Origin of the sequence: Streptomyces sp. NPDC058683, from assembly GCF_042716195.1 — a bacterium.
Classification (GTDB): domain Bacteria; phylum Actinomycetota; class Actinomycetes; order Streptomycetales; family Streptomycetaceae; genus Streptomyces.
Window position 1 is genome coordinate 62,134 of sequence record NZ_JBHXSK010000012.1, and the last position, 17,597, is coordinate 79,730.

The following is a 17,597-nucleotide window of genomic DNA, read 5'->3' on the forward strand; positions in this document are numbered from 1 at the left end:
GGTCTGGGGTGGTGACGGTCTGGGGTGGTGTGGTCAGAGGTCGAGGACAAGGCGTGTGCCTTTGGCGCCGGAGCAGCAGATCATCATGGTGTCGGCGGCGGCGCGTTCCTGTGGTGTCAGGACGGTGTCGTGGTGCTCGGGTTCCCCGGCGAGCACGGGGGTGCGGCAGGAACCGCAGATGCCTTCCATGCAGGAGAAGTCGACGTCGACACCCGCGTCGAGCACCGCGTCGAGGATGGTCTCTTCGGGGGCGATGTGGAGGGTCTTGGCGGATCGCGCGAGTTCGACGGTGAAGCCTCCGCCCGAGGCGGTCGGCGGGGCTCCGCGGAACCGTTCCAGGTGCACGCGTTCCGGTTCGAGCCCCTGGGTGGCCTCCTCGAAGTCGGCCAGCATCGGGGCCGGTCCGCAGCAGTAGAGGTGGGCTGTGCCCGGGCTGTCGGCCACCAGAGAGGTGATCTTGAGGGTGCGTGGCCCGTCCTCGCCGGCGAGGTAGGTCCGCAGGCGGCCGGCGCCGGAGTCGGCGAGAGCGGCCAACTCGGGGAGGAACGCGGCGGAGTGGCGTGAGCGTGCCGCGTAGTGCACCTCCCACGACGCGTTGAGCCGGGTGAGCCGGCGGGCCATGCTCAGGATGGGGGTGATGCCGATGCCGCCGGCGATCAGGACGCTGTGCGGGGCGGTTTCGGTGAGGGGGAAATCGCTGACCGGTTCGCTGATCACCAGGCGGGAGCCTGCGTGGACGGACTCATGGACAGCGCGTGAGCCTCCCCTGCTCGCCGGGTCGAGTGCCACCGCGATCTGGTACGACGACGGGTTCGGTCCGGGGGCGCCGAGCAGGGAGTAGCTGCGGGTCAGTCCGGGCGTCGGCGTGACGTCGATGTGGTCGCCGGCGGCGAATGCGGGGAGCGGGCCGCCGTCGGCCGATGCGAGTTCGAGGAGCCGCACGGAGTCGGCGGCCCGGCGTGTGCTGCGTACCACGGCGTTGATCATGATTGCGCGGTCTCCGCCGTGGTGGTGGTGCCGGCGTTGACGTTGCCCGGCACCAGTTCCTGCCAGTGGTCGTCCGCTGCGATCACGGTGTCCGGCAGCGACCGTACGTCGGTGAGGTCGATGCCGTGGGCGATCGGGTCGTGGCCTTCTTCGTGGTGGCGGACGGATTCGAGGAGGCGGGCGCGGAGGTGGATGACGGCGCGGTCGGCGGCGACCATGTGTTCTTTGCTGCGGTCGAGTATGGGGCCCATGCTGATGGCGAGAACGGCGTCTTCTTGTTCGATGCCGTCGAAGCCGGTCCAGTTGGTGGTCATCCGGGAGCGGTCCTGACCGAGTCCGTTGGCCCAGGTGGCGCGGAAGTCGCAGTCCTCGTCGTTCCAGAACGGTTCCTTGAGGCCCATGATGCGGATGATCTCGGCGCGGTCGATGGGCTTGGGACCGTGGGCGACGATGTAGGTGCTGGTGACCGTGTCGTGCTGCGGGACTTCGAAGACGAAGAACTGGAAGGCGGGGGCGGGGATGATGCGGGTGACGGGCAGGATGGCCGGGGTGACGCGGATGCTGTGGGTGGGAGAGCCGTCCGCTGCCGGTGGGCCTTGCCGCCTGGCCACGTAGTGGAAGCCGAATGAGGTGTCCTCGACGTCCAGGGTGGGTGCGTTGTCGCCGCTGGCCAGGGCGCCGGGGTTGAAGTCCTCGTCGTCGCGGGCGGTGAACTGGTCGTCCATCCACGTCGGGTTGGCCTGGTTGCTGTGCAGAATGCCGACATGTGAGCTGTCGACACCGCCTTCGAAGAGCTGGAGATAGTTGGCCGGCGTGTTGAGCCGGATCACGGCGCGGTGCTCGGCGGGGCCGTCCATGAACGCGTAATGGGGGAAGGGCGGCTGCTGGTCCTTGGGCCCGATGTAGGTCCACACCAGTCCGCCGGCCTCGTGGACGGGGAAGGCCGGGGCCTTCATGCGCTGGCGGAAGCGGGCGTTGCAGTGGTTGGGAGTGTCGAGAATGGTGCCGTCGGCGGCGAATTTCCAGCCGTGGTAAAGGCAGCGGATGCCGCCCTTTTCTACTCGGCCGAGGGCCAGGGAGACGCCGCGGTGCATGCACAGCTCTTCCAGTACGCCGACCTGGCCGTCGGAGTCGCGGAAGACGACCAGGTTCTCGCCGAGCAGGCTGGTGCGCAGGGGGTCGCTGTCGGGCGCGGGGAGTTGGGCGGAGGTGCAGATGGGGAACCAGAACCGGCGCATCATGCGGCCCATGGGGGTGTCGGGTCCCACGCGGGTGAGGATCTCGTTTTCTTCGGTGGTGAGCATGGTGGGGTCCTTTCGTCGTTGATGGTCCCCGTCCTGGCCGCTGAAGCGGCTGCTTCCGCTCCTTCATCTACTTCCATGGAAGTGAGCTTCCTCGGAAGCTAAGCCGCGATTCGACCGATGTCAACGGCCGTGGCGAACCCGGTCCTGTTTCCCGCGAGGCGGAAAACCTTGCTTGCCAAGCCCTGGGACGGGGGCATTGGCTGACAGGCCAAGCCTCGGACGGTCTGGTGAAGGAGGAGCGGTGGCCGGTCAGGATGTCGAGCCCGCGCCCGAGAGGCGCAGCCCGCCGGACGCAATACGGGAAGGGGCCCGCGGTCCTTTCCCTGCCGTTGCCGTGGCCGACGCCGCTCGTCACCGGCTGGGGGCCGGGACATGAGAGTCACGCCCAGGGATTCGGTCGAGGTCGACGTGCGCGCCGGTCGTCTGCGAGGCCGTCGCGCGGGAACCGTCGACGAGTTCCTCGGAATCCCGTATGCGGCGGCGCCCGTCGGGCCGCGGAGGTTTCTGCCGCCGGGGCCCGCCCCCGGCTGGGGCGGCGTGCGCGATGCCACCCGGTTCGGTGCGGCACCCCTGCAACCCGGGAGTGCCCGCGCCCGCTTGTTGCAGGGGGATCCCGGACCCACCGACGAGGATTGCCTGAGCCTCAATGTGTGGACACCGGCAAACGCGCCGTCCGGCCTTCCGGTACTGGTCTGGGTGCACGGCGGCGCCTTCACGAACGGGGCGGGGTCCGTGCCCGCGTTGCGCGGCGCGCTGCTCGCGGAAGCGGCGTCGGCCGTGGTCGTCACGGTCAACTACCGGTTGGGGGCCCTGGGCTTCGCCTGTCACGATGCGCTGGGGGCGGACACGGCCAACCTCGGCCTGCACGATCTCGTGGCGGCACTCGAATGGGTACACGAGAACGTCGCCGCGTTCGGCGGTGACCCGGGGCGCGTCACGCTGGGCGGTGAATCCGCGGGAGCGATGTGCGCCGCCCTGCTGTCCCTGTCGCCCGCGTACCGCCACCTCTTCGCCCAGGTGGTGCTGCACAGCGGCGTCCCGGCTCTGCAGTCACCGGCGGCTTCAAAGCGAGCGGTCGAGGCGTTGGCGTCCCGGCTCGGCGTCCGGGTGTCCGAACTGGGATCCGTGCCCGGTGCGCGCGTCCTCTCCGCGACCCGGGACATCGGCGCGGAACACCGCTTCTGGCCGACCGCCACCGGGTGGCTGGCAGCTCCGCTCGCCGATCTGCAGTCTGCCGCACCGGTGCGCCCGACTCTGATCACGACCACGGCAGACGAGGGAACCTTCTTCTTCGTCGACGACGAATGGCCCCAGGACGTCAGCCGTGACAAGGCGGTCTCCGTGCTCACCGCCATGCTGGGGCCGGCTGTCGCGCAACGGTACGCAGCGGCGGTTCAGCCCGCTGAGACGCCGAGCACCGCAGCGGCGGCGCTCATCACCGAGCAGTTGTACACGCTGCCGGCCGACCAGTGGGCCGGCCGTGCGGCGGCGACCGGTTCGCGGGTGTTCCGCGCCCAGTACGCCCATCCCAGCCCGGCCTGGGGCAGTCGGCTCGCGGCGACACACACCATCGAGATCCCTTTGCTGTTCGGCACGTTCGCCGCTTCCCAATTCGCCGTGCTCTACGAACGCGACATCCGGGCACCGGACCTGTCGGCCGCGTTGCAGCGGGCGTGGTCCCGTTTCCTCCACACCGGTACCCCGGCGACCGCCGAACGCCCGTGGCGCCCCTGGCTCCCCGGCGACGCCCACCTGCAGCGGTTCCTGTGAGACGAAGACCGCAATCGCGCGGCGGGAGGATCCGCGGGACGAGCCTGCGTGAGCGGGCGATCGAGGTGCTCGGGCCACGGCGGGCGGACACCGCCGGCGGACCTGGGTGGGCAGTGCGTCCGTGTCAGAGCGGGGGGTGCGGGGCCGTCACGGCAGCCGCGATGGCGGCGGCGGCCGCGCGCAGCGGGGGCAGCAGCCGAGTGAGGGCGTGGTGAGGCGCGGGCGTCAGGACGGTCAGTGCCATGGGCACGCGGTCCGGCCCGGTAGGCACCTCGACCGAGATGGAGGCCTGGCCGGCGGCGGCTTCGTTGTGTGCGGTCGCGTAGCCGTTCCGGCGGGCGCGTTCCACTTGTGCCACCAGCAGGTGCGGTGCCACGAGGGTGAAGGGGGTCAGGCGTGGCAGCGGTTTGCTCAGGACGGTGGCCAGCCGGTCCCGTGCCGTGGTCGCCAGGAGTGCCTTTCCCGCGCTCGTGGCCGTCAGGGGGAGTTCGTCGCCGGAGGCAGCGAGTACCAGGCCGACACCGGGCGCGGCGATGGTGTCGAGGCACAGCAGGTGATCGCCGCTGAGTGTCGCCAGTGCCACCCCTGCGCCGGTGCGGCGCGCCAAGGCGTGCAGGTGCACCGCCGAGGCTCTGCGCAGCTCCCGCTCCCAGGGCGCGGCGGCGCCGAGGCGCCAGATGTGCTCCCCGAGCTGGTAGCGGCCGGATGCCGTGCGGACCAGCACGGCGCCCTGGAGCAGCTCGCCCAGCAAGCGGTGCGCCGTGGAGACCGGGAGGCCGGCGCGGCGTGCGATCTCACTCAGCGTCAGGGGGTGCGGGGCCGTTGCGACGATGTCGAGGAGACCGAAGATGCGTTGGGGCAGCGAGCGTTCGGGGATGCCCCCGGTCATGGCCGTCGCGTCCTTCGGCCTTCCCGGTTCGCCAGGATGTCGAGCGCCGCCGCGTGCGTCCGGTCGAAGGCCTCGCGCGCCTCGAGCAGAAAGCGCTTCGGTGGCATGGCCCAGTAGGAGTCCGGGAGTACCGTGCCGTAGGTTCCGTCGTCGGAGAAGATCTCCAGCTCCCACCATCCGCGATAACCGGCTTCGATGAGAGTGGCCATGATCTCCGGTGCGACTCCTCGCCCCTTTCCCGGGAGCTCGCGATCGAAGGCACAGCGCTCCGGGTCGCGGATGTCGCACACCTGGACACTGTTGATCCGCGAGGCGTACCGGCGCAGATCCTCATGCAGCCCGGGATCGGACCAGCTGTGGAAGACGCTGAACATGATCCCCACGTTGTCCCGGCCCACGGTGTCGACGACGTCGACCAACTCCCGCATCGACGGCACCGCCGAGCCGCGCCGCCGGGCCAGCAGTTCCAGTCCGACGCGGACGCCGCAGGCCGCGGCGGTGTCCGCGATGGCGGGCAGGACCTCAAGGACGGCGTCCAGCGGACCCGCCGGTTCGTCGGGGTCTCCGGACGCCCCGGGGGCGATGGTGACCACCTCCGGCGTGAACGCCGCGAGCCGCTCGATGCTCGCGCAGATGAGGTCGCGTCTGGCGAGGATGTCCTGGGGCGCGCCGGGAGGGTCGATCTGGGAGGGAAGAACGCAGTTGACGGCCGGCACGCAGAAGGTCGCGGAGATCCCGGCCGCGCGCATCCGCTGCGCGACCTCCGTGTCCGGAACGCCGGCGAGCTTGCGCTCCCACAGTCCCAGGCCGCGCGTGCCGGTCGCGGCCACGTTCTCGATGTCGTCCCAGACGGTCGAGTGCGGCATCGAGGTCGCGTTGACAGCATAGGGAACGGCGAGTGGCATCATGGCCTCCGTCTCACACCCGTCAGGTCTGCTCTGTGGTTGCGGCCGCGTCCATCGTCCGCTGCAAGCTGCTGAGCACGTCGAGCGCCTGGCTCGCTTCGGCGGCGCTCAGGTGCTCCAGGCCGCAGAAGGACGTCGCGATCCGACGCATCGTGTCCTCCGCGATCGTGTGCCCGGCCGGCCGCAGGCTGATCAGCACCCCGCGCAGGACCTCGGGATCCGGTACGCGTTCGACCAGCCCCAGCTCGGCGAGGCGGTCGACCTGCTTGCTGACCGCTCCCGAAGTGATCATCAGCCGCTTGAACAGCGACGTCGGGCTCATCGCGTACTCCGGCGCGGACCTGCGAAGCGCCAGAAGCACGCGTAGATCACCGGGCCCGATGCCGCTGCTGCGCGCAAGAACCGCGAAGGCATGCTCGACCTGCTGCGCGAGGCGCAGGATCCCGGCGGACACCAGGAAGGGTGCGAGATCCAGACCCGGCAGTTCGCCTGCCCAGGCAGCGGCGGCCTCGCCCAGCTCCGACGTCCCGGCCCGGGAATGCCTGTCCGCCCGCAACGCCACGAGAACCACGCTCCTTGCCCGAGCTCCGCGAGCATCGGACTTCTCCGGAAGTTAACTTCCATGGAAGTCTAATCTTCACCCCTCCGCGCGTCAATCGCCGAGCTGTCACCGAGTCCGAGCGCAGGAGCCACCCGTTGGGGACGATGAGCGCCTCGCGACCTCGGCCGACCGAAGCACCTCGAACGCCTCCGGCGGCGGCAGGAACAGGGACCTCGGCGAATCCTCGTTCCTGTCGGCCGAAGGAGCCGCCGCAGAAGTCCGGCACCGTCGCAATCCAGCCAGGCTCCTCCGCTTCACAACGTACCCACGGGTAACGCCAGTTACAGCTGTTACTTTCCCTTCCAAGATCCCTGGATCTTCTGTACCTCCCCCACTCCGCACCCCGTACCGAGGCCCCCATGCTGAACTCGCCCTCCGCCGACCGCGCGGGTGGACGCCACCGCAGGAACAAGACGATCAATCCGGCGCTCCGCCGTGCCGCCGTCATCGCGGTGACCGCCCCCGTGGCCGGGACGATCCTGTTCGGCACGTCCGCCTTCGCCGCCGAGAAGACCGTCTCCAAGACCGCCGCCGCCACGCTCGACCCCGCCGAGCAGAAGATCGCGGACAACCTCGGCACCCGCATCCAGGACACCCGTCTGGGCAGCACGCTCAGCGGAGTTGTCATCGACGCCGAGTCCAACAAGGTCGTATGGGGTCACGACGCGACCACCGCGTTGATGCCCGCGTCCAACACCAAGCTGGCCACGTCGACCGCCGCGCTGACGGTCCTCGGTCCCGACCACCGCTTCACCACGAAGGTCGTCTACGGCGCCGGCACCCTCACCCTGGTCGGAGGCGGGGACCGCACCCTCACGTCCGCCGACCTCGACGCGATGGCCAAGACCGTCGTCGCGGGCCTGAAGAGCGCGGGCCTGACCTCGGTCACGGTGCAGGTCGACGACAGCCTCTTCCCCGAGCCCACGCTCGCCACCGGCTGGAACGACGGTTACTACCCCGACTCCGTAGCCCCGGTACGGGCGTTGGTGGTCGACGGCCACCACGTCACGGACACGTCCCTGGACGCCGGTCAGACCTTCGCCAAGCTCCTCGCCAAGCAGGGTGTCACCGTCACCGGGAGCGTCACCCACGGCGTCGCCGGCACCGGAACCGTCCCCGTGGCACAGCACCAGTCCGGCGCGCTGTCGGCCATCGTGGAGCACATGCTCAAGGTGAGCGACAACGACATCGCCGAGACCCTGCTGCGGACGACCGCGCTCGCCGCCGGCCGCCCGGCCACCTTCGAGGACGGCACGGCGGTCGTACGCCAGATCCTCGGCCAGTACGGCGTGTCCCTGGACAACTTCGTGATCCACGACGGCAGCGGGCTGTCCCGCGCCAACCGCATCCCGGCACAGACCATCGCCGACCTCCTCGACCTGGCCGACGACCCCGCCAACAGCCAGACCCTGAAGTACATCGTGGACGGTCTGCCCGTCGCGGGTGAGGCGGGCTCGACGCTGGGCCCCGAGTGGGGCCGGTTCGACACCGCGGACTCCCAGTGCGCCGTCGGGAAGGTCAGCGCCAAGACGGGCACGCTCACCGGCGCGATCGCACTGAGCGGACTGACGAAGGCCGGAGACGGACGCTGGAAGATCTTCTCCTTCATCGAGAACAACTCCACCGCCGATCCGGCCGCCACCAAGGACGCCCTGGACGGTCTCGCCGCCACGGTCAACGGCTGCTGGGCGTAGGACACGGCACGCCCTGACCGACGGAACCCACGCCGATCGCCTCCGTGCGTCGCCGCCGCGGCGCCGGACGGGCCGTCGCACGGCGGCCCGTCTGGCAGGGTGATCGCCATGACAGCGCACGTGACGGGGAGGCCACCCGCGTTCGCACAGGTCACCCGGCCCCAGGAGGCCACCGCTGACCTCAGACGGGAGCTGGTCGACTGCTGGACGGCGGTGACCAACGCGGGCGGGGCGGTCATCGCCGCCGGTTTTCCGCTGCCGCCGGTGAGCACGCGGGACGTGGAGCCCGAAGTCGACCGGATCGTCCGCGGACTCGGCCCGCCGCGCGGCCGGCTGCTCCTCGCCACCGTGGGCGGCGTGCTCGCGGGCTGGCTGCTCCTGCGCCGGGATCAGCATCCGCTCGTCGCGCACTGCGGGGTGGTCAACCATGTCCAGACGCACCCCCGTTTCCGTGGCCTGGGCATCGGTGCGGCGCTGATGCGCCGCGTGCCCGGCATCGCCCGCGACGAGATGGGCCTGGAGCGGCTGGGTCTCACCGCGCGGGGCGGTACGGGGCTCGATGTCTTCTACCGGAAGCTGGGCTGGACGGAGGTCGGGCGGTGGCCGGGGGCACTGCGCGTGGCCCCCGGCGACGACCGCGACGAGATCCTGATGAGCCTCGGCCTCTGACCTGTCCGCGGGGGTCAGTCCTTGACGGCGACGAGGACGTGACTGTCGCCGAACTGCCAGACGGGGGCGACGTGACGAAAGCCCGCCTGCCGGAGCAGTTCGGTGTGGCGGGCCGCTGTCAGGTCGTGGTCGCCGCCGGCCCCGCCGTACGCGGCCATGCGCTGCTCGCGCTCGCTCAGCAGATCGGCCAGTTCGGGCTCCGCGGCCGCCGCGCGCCACCACGACCGCCAGTCCTCGTACGCGTGAGAGCGCGAGCGCTCGGCCCGCCGGCGGCCCACGAGTGCCGCGAGTTCGGCGCAGGGTGGGCCGGCCGCCGGGAAATGGTCGCCGTTGACGAGGACCCCGCCGGGGCGCAGGAGTGCGGCGAGGCGGCGGTAGGTGCGCAGCAGCGTCGGCTCGGGGAGGTAGTGCAGGGCGGTGGTCGAGACGGCCGCGTCCAGCGGGCGGTGCAGGTCGAGGGCGTCGGTCCAGCCGTCGTCGCCGATCACGGTGTCGACGTAGCGGGCGGCGCCGGCGTGGTGGGTCCGGGCGAGTTCCAGGAGCAGCGGGTCCATGTCGACGGCGACGATCTCCGCCTCCGGCAACCGCCGGGCGAGCCGCGCCGCCAGCGAGCCCGGCCCGCAGCCCAGGTCCAGCAGCAGCGGCCTGGCCCGGCCGGCCGAGACATGCTCGACGACATCGGCGATCACGGTGAACCGCTCCTCGCGGTCGACGGCGTAACGCTGTTGCTGCCGCTCCCAGCGCTCCACCCAGTGCCTGGCCGTCGCCATGCTCACGCCCATCTGGCCGCGCCACCTCTTCCGTCGCTCACCCGTCGTCGATACCGCCGAATCTACAGGTGGAAACGGTTTTCATTCGTTCCTTCGTCCTGCATCCGGTCCAGTCCGTGTTCACTCCAGTGACGCGAGCACCTGCAGCAGACGGTCGATCTCCGCCTCCGTGTTGTACACATGCAGGCTCACCCGTACCGAACCGTCCTTCGCGGTCGCCCCGGCCTGGCACAGGCTGTCCGCCCGCACCATGAAGCCGTAGCTGAAAAGGATGAAGCCGAGGTCGTCGGAGGGGATGCCGTGGTGCCGGAAGGTGACGATGCCGTGGCGCCGCTGGGCGGCGGAGAGGGCGGAGTCGGCACCGAGACTGGACTGGCAGCCCAGGATCTCGTACGAGCCGAGGTGCCGCAGTCCCTCGGTCAGCCGGGCCGTGAGGGCGCCGGTCCAGCGGGCGATACGGTCCGTGCCCACCGCGCCCAGCCAGTCCAGCGCGGCCTCCAGGGAGGCGATGCCCACGGTGTTGGGCGTGCCCTGCCAGCCGCCGGGTTCGAACACCGGGCCGCGCGCGTTCCGCGCCCACACCGCCCCGGTGCCGGGCAGGGCCAGCGCCTTGTGTCCCGAGAAGACGACGAAGTCGACGTCGAGCGCGGACTCGGCCACGGAGACCGGGAGATGGCCGACGCTCTGCGCCGCGTCCAGGCAGATCGGCACGTCCGGGCCGACGGCCGCGCGGATGCGGTGCACGTTCATGTCGCCGCCGTACACGTGGTGGACGTGCGTGGCGGCGACGAACCGGGTGCGCGGGCCGACGACGTCGTCCAGCGCCCGGTGGTCGTAGTCGCCCGACCGCGTCTGGTACGGCAGTGCCCGCACGCCGATGGCGATCCCCCGGTCGGCCAGCAGCCGTTGCGTCTCCAGCCAGGGGTCGAGGTTCGCCCGGTGATCCGCGAAGGGGACGAATATCTCGTCGCCGTCGGTGAGGTACCGGGTGAGCCAGTCCCGGGCGACGGTTCGCAGCCCCTCGGTGGTCCCGCTGGTGAAGTGGACGGCGGACCGCCGCGGTTCCGGGTCGGCGAGGAACTCCTTGACGCGCTCCCGGGTCCGCTCCACCAGTTCCGTGGTCCGGTTGGCCCACGGGTAGGTGCCGCGGCCCGCGTTGGCGTTGGCCGTCGTGAGGTAGGCGTGTACGGCGTCCAGCACGGCCCGGGGCTTCTGCGAGGTGGCCGCGCTGTCGAGGTAGGCCAGTTCGGGGTGGGCGGTGATGATGGGGAACTGCTCCCTCAACTCCCGCTGCCAGAGCACCGATTCGGTCTGGCGGGTCGACTCGACGCTCATTCCCGCACCAGCGGGGCACCCGCGTCCCGCCACGCGACGATCCCGCCGGCGAGGCTGCGGACGTCCGGGTGCCCCAGCCGGGTCAGCAGCGCCGCGTACCGGGCGGACTTCTCACCCACCGGGCAGGCCAGCAGCACCGGTTGCGCCTTGCTGAAGGGCAGTCCGGCGCGGACGAGTTCGTCGAAGAGCTCGTCGACGATGTTGACGGACCCCTCGATGTGCAGCGCGGCGTACGCATGCGGGCCGCGCAGATCGACGACGAGCGGGCGCGGCTCGCCTGCGGTGATCCAGCGCCGCGCGCCGTCGGTGTCCACGGTCCGTGCCCCGGCCAGGACCTCGGCGTCGGTGAGGGCGGTGACGGAGTGTCCCCGGCGCGGCCCGCCCAGCAGTTCGGGGCGGCGCTGCCGTACATAGCTCAGGTAGCTCTCGGCCCGGTCGCAGACGATGAAGACCGCCGTGTGACGGGGTGCGGCATCCGTCAACTCCACGTCCAGGGAACGCAGATGGCGTACCGCGCCCAGATAGGCGGCGCCGCCGGTCGGTCCGGACAGCAGTCCGCAGCGGCGGATGAGGGTGAGCATGCCCTCGATGGCCTCCGCGGAGGTCACCGACTCGATGGTGTCGTACGTCGCCGGGTCGAACAGACCCACCTGGTGCACCTCGTCGATGGTGCGGATACCGGGGATGAAGTCCGACTTGTCGGCGACCAGGCCGAGGACCCGTACGTCGGGGTCGTGCTCGCGCAGCACCCTGGCCACGCCGGTCGACGAACCGGCCGTACCGACGCAGGCGATGAACCAGTCGGGGGCGCGTCCGTCCAGGTCCTTGATGATCTCCGGGCCGGTGCCCGCCGCGTGCGCCTCGGTGTTGAGCGGGTTGAAGTACTGATCGGTGTGCAGATACCTGCTTCCCGGCTCGGAGAGCGCCTGGTGGAAGCGGGTCAGCGGATCGTCCGTGTCGGTCGGGTCGAGACACTCGCTCTGTCCGGGCAGTTCCTCGATCTCGGCGCCGAGCAGCAGGAGCAGTTCCCTGATCTCCGGCACCCGCATCCGGTTGGTGACGCTCCTGAAGCGCAGGCCGTGCATCCCGGCGAGGAGGGCGAGCGCCTTCGCGGTGTTGCCGCTGGAGAGTTCCACGACCGTCTCGCCGTTCCCGGCGGCGGCTTCGAGCAGCGGGCGGGCCATGTTCCAGGCGGGCCGGTCCTTGACCGAGCCGAAGGGGTTGAGCATCTCCAGTTTCGCGTACAGGTCGATGCGGCGCAGGCCGTGTACGGCCGGGTCGATGCGTACCAGCGGTGTGTTGCCGATGGCCTCCGTGATGCTGTCGTACCTCATGACCAGGCTCCCCCGGGATGTGTGATCGGCCAGTACTCCTCGTCCAGGCACCAGCGCCAGGAGTCCCCCTCTCGTACGACGGCCACGGTCCTGGCGACCGGCTGCCGTTGTGCGTGATGGGCGTGGAAGTCCATCGCGTACCCCGCGGTGTTGGCGAAGGCGAGCAGGTCCCCGGCGCGCGGCAGCCGGGGCAGGAAGACCGTGCGGCGCGTGATCAGATCGGCCTCCAGGCAGAGATTGCCGACGAGATGCACGCCCACCGGGTCCTCGCCGTCATCCGGTTCCGCACCCGGGCGAGGCAGGAGTACGGGATCGACGAGCACACCGTGCTCCTCCAGACTCACGTCCCCGGCGTTCATGCCCAGACGCACCAGATACGCACCCGGACCCGAAGTCCCCTCCGTGCGCCGTACGTCCAGGACGCGTGCCAGGGAGAGCCCGCACTGGTCGACCAGGGCCCGGCCGGGTTCGGTGTACAGGTCGTACAGGTGCTCCAGGAGCAGGGTGGCCGACGGGCGGCCCAGGGCGGGCGCGGGCAGGGAGAGGAGTTCGTCGAGGTAGCCGGGGCCGGCGTTGGGGCGGTGCGCCGGATAGAGGGCCGCCGCCCCCCGTACCGTGCCGCCCTCGTTGCGCAGCCCGTAGCCGTGGCCGCGCCAGGTCAGCGGCGGGCGGGCGCCGAGCACCGCCTCGGTCAGCGCGGTGGTGTAGCGCTCCCACTCGCCGGCGTCGGCGACGTAACCGGCTCCGAAGCCGCCGCCGATGTCGAGGGCGCGCGGTGCGAGGCCCCGGGCCCGGCACTCGTCCATGACCTTCACGCAGCGCTCCAGGGCGCGGGCCTTCTCCGCCTGGGCGGTGGTGTCCAGGTGGTAGGCGATGCCCGTCAACTCGACGGCGTCACGGTGCCGTTCGACGGCGGAGAGCAGTTCGCCGACGTCCCCGGCCGGGGAGCCGAAACGGCTGCGCCGCGCGAGCACGCGCACGCCCTGGAGATCCCGCTCCGACTCGAACTCCGAGAGCCTCAGCAGGACATCGACGCGCGGCAGGTCGTACTTCCGCACCAAGTCGGCCAGTTGGTCGAGTTCGTGGGGCGAGTCGAGGTTCACCGTCACCCCGGTGCGGGCGGCCAGCCACAGGAACTCCGGCGCCTTGGGGCCGGTGGCCATGATCCGGTCCGGGGTGAAGCCGCCGCCCAGGGCGTGTTGCAGCTCCCCCAGGGAGGCGACGTCGATGCCGACCCAGGCCGGGTCCGCCGCCGCCAACCGCCGCACCAGCGCGCTGGACCGGTTCGCCTTGTGCGCGAAGTACACCCGCCCGGCGAGGTGGTGCGCGCGGCAGACGGCCCGGAACCGCTCAGCGTTCTCGGCGATCCGGTCCGGGAGCAGCACGTTGAGCGGCGAACCGAGCGCGTCGACGAGCGAGTGCAGGAACGGTCCGGCTTCCAGCAGCGAGCTGAGCGGAGGTTCCAGTCGGGGTCGCAGATACAGGGGCACTCCCACGACAGGCACCTTCCCTTTCGGCCCGCATCGGCCGAGCGGCTCCGACGACCGTTCGGGCGTAATCATTTCCGCCTACAACCGTCATTAAGCGCTCAGGATCGGACACCTCATGACAGCCCACGCGACACCCTCGAACCACACACGCAAGACGTAAAACGACAGGTATTGCCACCCGCACATGCCGCACACGGCAACCACAGCCGCCACGTCAAGCCTTGGCAACGATTTTCATATCTATCTGATCCAGCCATGGTCCTGACATTCATTTCCATCTAGCGTGGTGGACGCCGGCTTCGACCGGCTGTTCCCACCCTTGCGAAGAATCCCGCTCCGACCCGTCGTGGAGGACCCATGCCCCCGTCCCCGTCCCGCAGCCTGGCGCTCATGGCCGGCGCCTCCCTGGCCCTCCTGGCCGGCTGCGGCAGCTCGTCGGACTCCGGAAGCGACGGGAGTTCCGCGTCGGGCCCGGCCTCCTCGTCCAGGATCCCGGTGGTCGCCTCGACGAACGTCTACGGCGACATCGTCGAGCAGATAGGCGGCGACCATGTCGACGTCACCTCGATCATCAGCGACCCCGACCAGGACCCGCACTCCTACGAGGCCGACACCCAGAACCAGTTGGCCCTGTCCAAGGCGAAGGTCGTCGTCGAGAACGGCGGGGGCTACGACGACTTCGTCGACCGCATGCTGAAGAGCAGCGACTCCGCCGCCGAGGTGATCAACGCCGTCAAGGTCTCCGGCAGGACCGCCCCGAAGGGCGGCGAGCTCAACGAGCACGTCTGGTACGACTTCCCCACCGTCGCCAAGATCGCCGACAGCATCGCCACCGCCCTGGGCAAGGCCGATGCCACCGACGCCGCGGCCTTCACCAGGAACGCCGAGACCTTCAAGGCGAAGCTCACCCCGCTGGAGTCGAAGGAAGCGCAGATCAAGAAGGAACACGGCGGTGCGGGCATCGGCATCACCGAGCCGGTGCCGCTGTACATGACCGAGGCGAGCGGTCTGGTCAACCGGACGCCCGCGGAGTTCAGCGAGGCCGTCGAGGAAGGCAGCGACGTCTCCCCGAAGACCCTCCGGGACACCCTGGCCCTGTACAGCGACAAGCGGGTCAAGGCGCTGGTCTACAACGCGCAGACCTCCGGTCCGCAGACGGAGAAGGTCGAGAACGCGGCCAAGGCGGCCGGCATCGCCGTCGTGCCCGTGACCGAGACGCTGCCCAAGGGGCAGGACTACCTCGGCTGGATGACGTCGAACGTCGACGCGCTCGCGAGCGCGCTGGCCGAGTGAGGCGCGCGGCCGTGACCCCCGTACCCCAGTCCCGCCAGGGCGACACCGAGGCCGGCGGCAGCGGCCCCGCACCGGTGCTCAGCCTCCGCGGAGCCGCCGTGTCCTACGGCGAGCGGGTGGTCTGGCAGGGCCTCGATCTCGACGTACGGCCACGGGAGTTCCTGGCCGTGCTCGGGCCGAACGGGTCGGGCAAGACCAGCCTCGTCCGTGCCCTGCTGGGCAGGCAGCCGCTGTCCGCCGGGACGCTGACGGTCCTCGGCCGGCCCGCGCACAAGGGCGGCCGGCACATCGGGTACGTCCCGCAGCAGGCGGCCCTGTCCGCGCAGGCGATGCTGCGTGCCCGCGACCTCGTGCGGTTCGGGATCGACGGGCACCGTTTCGGGCCGAGGCTGCGCACGGGTGCCGTCCGCCGCCGGGTGGACGGGATCCTGGAGGCGGTCGGGGCGTCGGCGTACGCCGATGTCCCGCTCGGCCTGCTGTCCGGAGGCGAGCGCCAGCGTGTGCGCATCGGGCAGGCCCTGGCGACCGACCCGCGGATCCTGCTGTGTGACGAGCCGCTGCTCTCCCTCGACCTGAACCACCAGCGGGCCGTCACCGAACTGGTGGACGCCCGGCGCCGTTCCCACGGCACGGCGGTCGTCTTCGTCACCCACGAGATCAACCCGGTCCTCGGGCTGGTGGACCGGGTGCTGTACCTGGCGCGGGGCGGCCACCGGATCGGGACACCCGAGGAGGTCCTGACGTCCGCATCGCTGTCCCAGCTGTACGGCACCCGGGTCGACGTCGTCCGCGTGCACGGCCGGGTCGTGGTCGTCGGAGCACCCGACGAGGTCGCCGCACCGCCTCACCACCCCGCCCGGGAGACCCACCGGACCGACGGAGTCCGCTCATGACGCTCGCCGACGGGATCTGGCAGCAGATCTTCAGCTTCGAGAACTACGGCGAACTGCTGGCGCTGGTCCGCAACTCCCTGATCGCCGGTGCCGCGCTCGGCCTGGTCGGCGGCCTGGCCGGGGTCTTCGTCATCATGCGCGACCTGCCCTTCGCGGTGCACGGCATCAGCGAGCTGTCCTTCGCGGGTGCGTCGGCGGCGCTGCTGCTGGGGGTCGACATCGTGGCGGGCTCGATCGCCGGCTCACTCGTCGCGGCGGGCGCGATCGGCATCCTCGGAGCGCGCGCCCGGGACCGCAACTCGGCCATCGGCATCCTCATGCCCTTCGGCCTCGGCCTCGGCGTGCTCTTCCTCGCCCTCTACAAGGGCCGGGCCGCCAACAAGTTCGGCCTCCTCACCGGGCAGATCGTCGCCGTCGACACCCCGCAGACGAAGTGGCTGCTCGGCACCTCGGCCCTCGTCCTCGTCGTCCTCGCGGTCATCTGGCGCCCGCTGGCCTTCGCCAGCGCCGACCCGGACGTCGCCGAGGCCCGCGGGGTGCCGGTGCGGGGACTGTCCTTCGCCTTCATGCTCGTGCTCGGTCTGACGGTCGCCCTGTCCGTGCAGGTCGTGGGTGCCCTGCTGGTCCTCACCCTCGTGGTGACGCCGGCGGCCGCCGCCGCCCGCGTCACCGCCTCGCCGGTTCTGCTCCCGCTGCTCAGCGTGGCCTTCGCCGTGGTCTCGATCGAGGGCGGGATCCTGCTCGCCCTGGGCAGCAGCATCCCCATCAGCCCCTACGTCACGACCATCTCGTTCACCGTCTACGTCGTCTGCCGCCTGGTGGGCGGCCGCCGCAGCCGACGGCGGGGAGCAGGGAGGTCAACCCCGCAACCCGCTTGAACCCGGGAGAGCGCCGGCCGACCGCCCGGGAGGGGCGGGCGTCGGCAGGCACGGCTGCCGCGGCCCCACGAGTCTCAGGAAACGTCCTTCCGCAATGACGTGATGAGGAGGTCGAGGTCCCCGCGTGCCGTGTACGTCCGGATCGGGTCGATGTAGTCCCGTGACTCGATGATCCGTCCGTCCCGCACACGCATGACGAAGACGCAGGGCACCTTGGCGGTGGAGTCGTCCGGCGCCGTGAACTCGTAGGCGAACTCGGCGACGATCACTTCGGGATCGGCCATCTCGTGCACGACGACATCGACAACCCGCCGCTTCGGCAAGGACCCCCGATCCTCCGCCGGCACGGTGAAGTGTTCCTGGAGCGCACGGCGACTCGTCAACGGCTCGGACTCCGGCGTCGCCATCGGATGCCGGACATCGGTGACCTCGCCATACAGGTCGGGCAACTCGCCGAAGTTGCCGTCGGCGACCCCGTGGACAAGGCGGAGAAACACCTCACTCGGACTCGGACTCACAAGACCTCCCCAAGCAATACGCACAGGCGGACAGTGATCATTGTCTCGTGAACCGGCCCGGCCTTGCGGGCTGTTTCGACCGACGGCACCCCGCCCGACTCCGTCCCGGCAACCAGTTGCGCTTCGGGTCGTTGAGTTCCCGGGGCTCCGGGACCGGCTCCGGAGAGGCCGGCACCCGCTCGAGCGACGTGTGCTGTTTGCGACACGTGTCGGGATACAAGGGGCAGCCGTTCAGGGGGAGGTAGTGTGTTCGAGGCTCGAACGGTG

16 protein-coding genes are annotated in these 17,597 nt (G+C 70.7%); 6 read left to right on the forward strand and 10 right to left on the reverse strand.

Annotation, left to right across the window (positions count from 1 at the left end; all coding sequences use genetic code 11):
* Positions 1-33: 33 nt before the first annotated feature.
* Together ACFWXC_RS15130 and ACFWXC_RS15135 are read right to left on the reverse strand one after the other, a co-directional pair.
* A complete protein-coding gene (locus ACFWXC_RS15130) occupies positions 34-987 on the reverse strand; it encodes a PDR/VanB family oxidoreductase (RefSeq protein WP_384478694.1) in 954 nt (317 codons plus the stop codon).
* Entirely contained in the window at positions 984-2,291 is a 1,308-nt protein-coding gene (locus tag ACFWXC_RS15135) for a Rieske 2Fe-2S domain-containing protein (protein ID WP_384478697.1), read from the reverse strand. Before ACFWXC_RS15135 ends, ACFWXC_RS15130 begins: the two co-directional genes overlap by 4 nt.
* A gap of 372 nt (positions 2,292-2,663) precedes the next feature.
* On the opposite strand from ACFWXC_RS15135, the gene ACFWXC_RS15140 reads away from it, so the two are divergent.
* A complete protein-coding gene (locus ACFWXC_RS15140) occupies positions 2,664-4,061 on the forward strand; it encodes a carboxylesterase/lipase family protein (protein WP_384478700.1) in 1,398 nt (465 codons plus the stop codon).
* A 124-nt stretch (positions 4,062-4,185) separates the two neighbouring features.
* Here the strand turns inward: ACFWXC_RS15140 and ACFWXC_RS15145 are convergent, their stop codons facing one another.
* The 3 genes from ACFWXC_RS15145 to ACFWXC_RS15155 form a co-directional block, all read right to left on the reverse strand.
* Positions 4,186-4,950 (reverse strand): IclR family transcriptional regulator, encoded by a 765-nt coding sequence (locus ACFWXC_RS15145; protein WP_384478703.1) that lies wholly within the window; start codon positions 4,948-4,950, stop codon positions 4,186-4,188.
* Positions 4,947-5,816, reverse strand: coding sequence for a sugar phosphate isomerase/epimerase family protein (locus tag ACFWXC_RS15150; protein WP_384478706.1), 870 nt, complete (start codon positions 5,814-5,816; stop codon positions 4,947-4,949). Before ACFWXC_RS15150 ends, ACFWXC_RS15145 begins: the two co-directional genes overlap by 4 nt.
* A 61-nt stretch (positions 5,817-5,877) precedes the next feature.
* Positions 5,878-6,417 (reverse strand): MarR family winged helix-turn-helix transcriptional regulator, encoded by a 540-nt coding sequence (locus ACFWXC_RS15155; protein WP_384478709.1) that lies wholly within the window; start codon positions 6,415-6,417, stop codon positions 5,878-5,880.
* 398 nt (positions 6,418-6,815) lie between these two features.
* Here ACFWXC_RS15155 and dacB point away from each other — a divergent pair, with 398 nt between their 5' ends.
* The gene (dacB, locus tag ACFWXC_RS15160) at positions 6,816-8,150 is read left to right on the forward strand and encodes a D-alanyl-D-alanine carboxypeptidase/D-alanyl-D-alanine-endopeptidase (RefSeq protein ID WP_384478711.1); all 1,335 of its coding nucleotides are present in this window, start codon (positions 6,816-6,818) and stop codon (positions 8,148-8,150) included.
* A 108-nt stretch (positions 8,151-8,258) separates the two neighbouring features.
* A complete protein-coding gene (locus ACFWXC_RS15165; protein WP_384478713.1) occupies positions 8,259-8,819 on the forward strand; it encodes a GNAT family N-acetyltransferase in 561 nt (186 codons plus the stop codon).
* Positions 8,820-8,833: 14 nt separating this feature from the next.
* Here ACFWXC_RS15165 and ACFWXC_RS15170 read toward each other — a convergent pair whose 3' ends face one another.
* From ACFWXC_RS15170 to ACFWXC_RS15185, 4 genes are all read right to left on the reverse strand, one after another.
* The gene (locus ACFWXC_RS15170; protein ID WP_384478715.1) at positions 8,834-9,601 is read right to left on the reverse strand and encodes a class I SAM-dependent methyltransferase; all 768 of its coding nucleotides are present in this window, start codon (positions 9,599-9,601) and stop codon (positions 8,834-8,836) included.
* A gap of 108 nt (positions 9,602-9,709) precedes the next feature.
* On the reverse strand, positions 9,710-10,924 hold the full coding sequence (locus ACFWXC_RS15175) for an aminotransferase class V-fold PLP-dependent enzyme (RefSeq protein ID WP_384478717.1): 1,215 nt from the start codon (positions 10,922-10,924) through the stop codon (positions 9,710-9,712).
* A complete protein-coding gene (locus ACFWXC_RS15180; RefSeq protein ID WP_384478719.1) occupies positions 10,921-12,258 on the reverse strand; it encodes a pyridoxal-phosphate dependent enzyme in 1,338 nt (445 codons plus the stop codon). The genes ACFWXC_RS15175 and ACFWXC_RS15180 overlap by 4 nt, the downstream gene beginning before the upstream one ends.
* Positions 12,255-13,724 (reverse strand): Y4yA family PLP-dependent enzyme, encoded by a 1,470-nt coding sequence (locus ACFWXC_RS15185; RefSeq protein ID WP_384478945.1) that lies wholly within the window; start codon positions 13,722-13,724, stop codon positions 12,255-12,257. The genes ACFWXC_RS15180 and ACFWXC_RS15185 overlap by 4 nt, the downstream gene beginning before the upstream one ends.
* A gap of 381 nt (positions 13,725-14,105) precedes the next feature.
* Here ACFWXC_RS15185 and ACFWXC_RS15190 point away from each other — a divergent pair, with 381 nt between their 5' ends.
* From ACFWXC_RS15190 to ACFWXC_RS15200, 3 genes are all read left to right on the forward strand, one after another.
* Positions 14,106-15,041, forward strand: a complete 936-nt coding sequence (locus tag ACFWXC_RS15190) for a metal ABC transporter solute-binding protein, Zn/Mn family (RefSeq protein ID WP_384478721.1) — start codon at positions 14,106-14,108, stop codon at positions 15,039-15,041.
* A gap of 74 nt (positions 15,042-15,115) precedes the next feature.
* Positions 15,116-15,934, forward strand: a complete 819-nt coding sequence (locus ACFWXC_RS15195; RefSeq protein WP_384478947.1) for a metal ABC transporter ATP-binding protein — start codon at positions 15,116-15,118, stop codon at positions 15,932-15,934.
* A complete protein-coding gene (locus ACFWXC_RS15200) occupies positions 15,931-16,812 on the forward strand; it encodes a metal ABC transporter permease (RefSeq protein WP_384478723.1) in 882 nt (293 codons plus the stop codon). The genes ACFWXC_RS15195 and ACFWXC_RS15200 overlap by 4 nt, the downstream gene beginning before the upstream one ends.
* A 74-nt stretch (positions 16,813-16,886) precedes the next feature.
* Here the strand turns inward: ACFWXC_RS15200 and ACFWXC_RS15205 are convergent, their stop codons facing one another.
* Complete coding sequence (locus ACFWXC_RS15205; protein WP_384478725.1) at positions 16,887-17,330, reverse strand: nuclear transport factor 2 family protein; 444 nt, start codon at positions 17,328-17,330, stop codon at positions 16,887-16,889.
* Between the last annotated feature and the right edge of the window lie 267 nt (positions 17,331-17,597).

Coding starts and splice junctions, on each gene's coding strand:
- ACFWXC_RS15130 (WP_384478694.1), bottom strand. CDS start 987: ATGATCAACGCCGTGGTACGCAGCACACGCCGGGCCGCCGACTCCGTG.
- ACFWXC_RS15135 (WP_384478697.1), bottom strand. CDS start 2,291: ATGCTCACCACCGAAGAAAACGAGATCCTCACCCGCGTGGGACCCGAC.
- ACFWXC_RS15140 (WP_384478700.1), top strand. CDS start 2,664: ATGAGAGTCACGCCCAGGGATTCGGTCGAGGTCGACGTGCGCGCCGGT.
- ACFWXC_RS15145 (WP_384478703.1), bottom strand. CDS start 4,950: ATGACCGGGGGCATCCCCGAACGCTCGCTGCCCCAACGCATCTTCGGT.
- ACFWXC_RS15150 (WP_384478706.1), bottom strand. CDS start 5,816: ATGCCGCACTCGACCGTCTGGGACGACATCGAGAACGTGGCCGCGACC.
- dacB (WP_384478711.1), top strand. CDS start 6,816: ATGCTGAACTCGCCCTCCGCCGACCGCGCGGGTGGACGCCACCGCAGG.
- ACFWXC_RS15165 (WP_384478713.1), top strand. CDS start 8,259: ATGACAGCGCACGTGACGGGGAGGCCACCCGCGTTCGCACAGGTCACC.
- ACFWXC_RS15170 (WP_384478715.1), bottom strand. CDS start 9,601: ATGGGCGTGAGCATGGCGACGGCCAGGCACTGGGTGGAGCGCTGGGAG.
- ACFWXC_RS15175 (WP_384478717.1), bottom strand. CDS start 10,924: ATGAGCGTCGAGTCGACCCGCCAGACCGAATCGGTGCTCTGGCAGCGG.
- ACFWXC_RS15180 (WP_384478719.1), bottom strand. CDS start 12,258: ATGAGGTACGACAGCATCACGGAGGCCATCGGCAACACACCGCTGGTA.
- ACFWXC_RS15190 (WP_384478721.1), top strand. CDS start 14,106: ATGCCCCCGTCCCCGTCCCGCAGCCTGGCGCTCATGGCCGGCGCCTCC.
- ACFWXC_RS15200 (WP_384478723.1), top strand. CDS start 15,931: ATGACGCTCGCCGACGGGATCTGGCAGCAGATCTTCAGCTTCGAGAAC.